Annotated in this window: 1 protein-coding gene; it reads right to left on the bottom strand. The window is 57.5% G+C overall.

What is annotated here, in order from left to right:
* On the bottom strand, positions 1–1,393 hold a 1,393-nt coding region (rpsI, locus tag ABJK56_RS02105), incomplete at its 3' end, for a 30S ribosomal protein S9 (protein WP_347243012.1).
* Between the last annotated feature and the right edge of the window lie 112 nt (positions 1,394–1,505).

Raw genomic sequence — 1,505 nt, 5'->3', positions numbered from 1 at the left:
CTCGAACCGTGACATCTACGTCCAACTTCGACAACGTCTGCTTAACCGCCGGCAATGCGCACAATCTCCGCAAGAAGAATTGTGCTTTGTGTGGAGCTTGAGGGAAGTACTGACCAACGAGCACGCCGTTGACGTTTAACTTACCAGAGCCTTTCCTTAATTGCGCTCTCGCAATGGCGGTCTTATACCTTCCCCATCCGATCACTTCTGGCGTCATTTGATCTACTGCTGGTAGGACTGCGACAGTGACTTCGTGGGTGCCTTGTCCAGCCTCCAGCCAGACCTTGAACTTGTGATCGTGGACTCGATGAGCGAGTTCCTGCGCGCCTGAGAAATCACGAAGCGGAATGGGAACGGTGCTATCAGTTACCTTCACCGGAAACTTGCGCGCATGCTCTCGCCAAAAACCGGCGTAGATGTTCTTAACCCACCGTGGTTTCGGCAACCGTAGCCAAACAGCCCGGCCAGAGGCGGCAGTGAAATCTTGAGCAGTAAGTTCAACGGGTCTATCCCCCCACTGGAGGGGTTCCTTGCCTTCTTCCCCAAGCGCCCACCAGATCCTTTCAATCAGGAGGGTAAATTCCACTGCCTGTCCATTGCCGTTAGGCGGGTGGATCCGCCAACGGGTACGGTCGCACTCGGCCTTTGGTGGGATCGTTACAATAGTCTTGCCGGCGCTCTCCTCCACCTCGAGACCGGGGCATTGTGGGTCCAACAGCGTAACGCGATAGCCAGCATCGTGCACGATCTCGACCGTCTGCGCCACATGCCCGTCCGTGGAGGGGGCAGAGCCAGCCGCAGGAATGGCAATCGCCTTCAGCCCAGCAACAAAGCGGAAGTCGAGGCTGTCGATCAACGTGTTGCTGTCATCGTAAAAGCGGAGGAAATACCAACCGGCTTTTCTCTCGAGGACTTCGTCAGGCAACCTCTGTTGCGCCTGGTGCGCCTCTGGTTCGAAACTCTTTCGCCAGCGCCGGCGCCCAGTTCCCTCTTGTCCTACCACAATCGTTCGGACGTCCTCCCAGCATCCGTTCGCTATGCAAATCCCGGGTGGTAGTCCTCCAAAGAGCGGTCCGATCCCTTCGCTGCCGTCTTGGATCTCTTGGCCGACGAGGCGAAACTGAGGACCGCCAGACCCGATGGTGATGTGCTTCCCCTGATCGTCGCGGAATGCGATGCAGAGGGGAGCCGTTTCAGATAGCTCGAAGAAATGCGCCAAGTAGCCATCTAGAAAAACAGGCTCCGGCGTTGTCGGCGCAGTGCCCGCCTTCTCTTCGTCTCTCTGCCAGGTCTCCGGAACAATGACGAGGTACGAACCCGACGAGATCCGCTCGACCTTCCGCCCCTGATCAAGCTCGCCGCTTAGTTTGAATACCAGCAATTCTTCACGCAAGGGGATCTCGACTGGCTGATCGGCGGTATCGCCCCGAACCTGCATCTGGACTGGGGCGTTCAGCTTCGCGAGTGGCCACCATCCAGCCTGTGAACTGTCTTCGGACAAAGGC

This window comes from Thermogutta sp., from assembly GCF_039793925.1.
In the GTDB taxonomy this organism is placed as follows: domain Bacteria; phylum Planctomycetota; class Planctomycetia; order Pirellulales; family Thermoguttaceae; genus Thermogutta.
The sequence above is the reverse complement of the archived record's forward strand: the minus strand, read 5'-3'. Positions and strand labels throughout refer to the sequence as shown.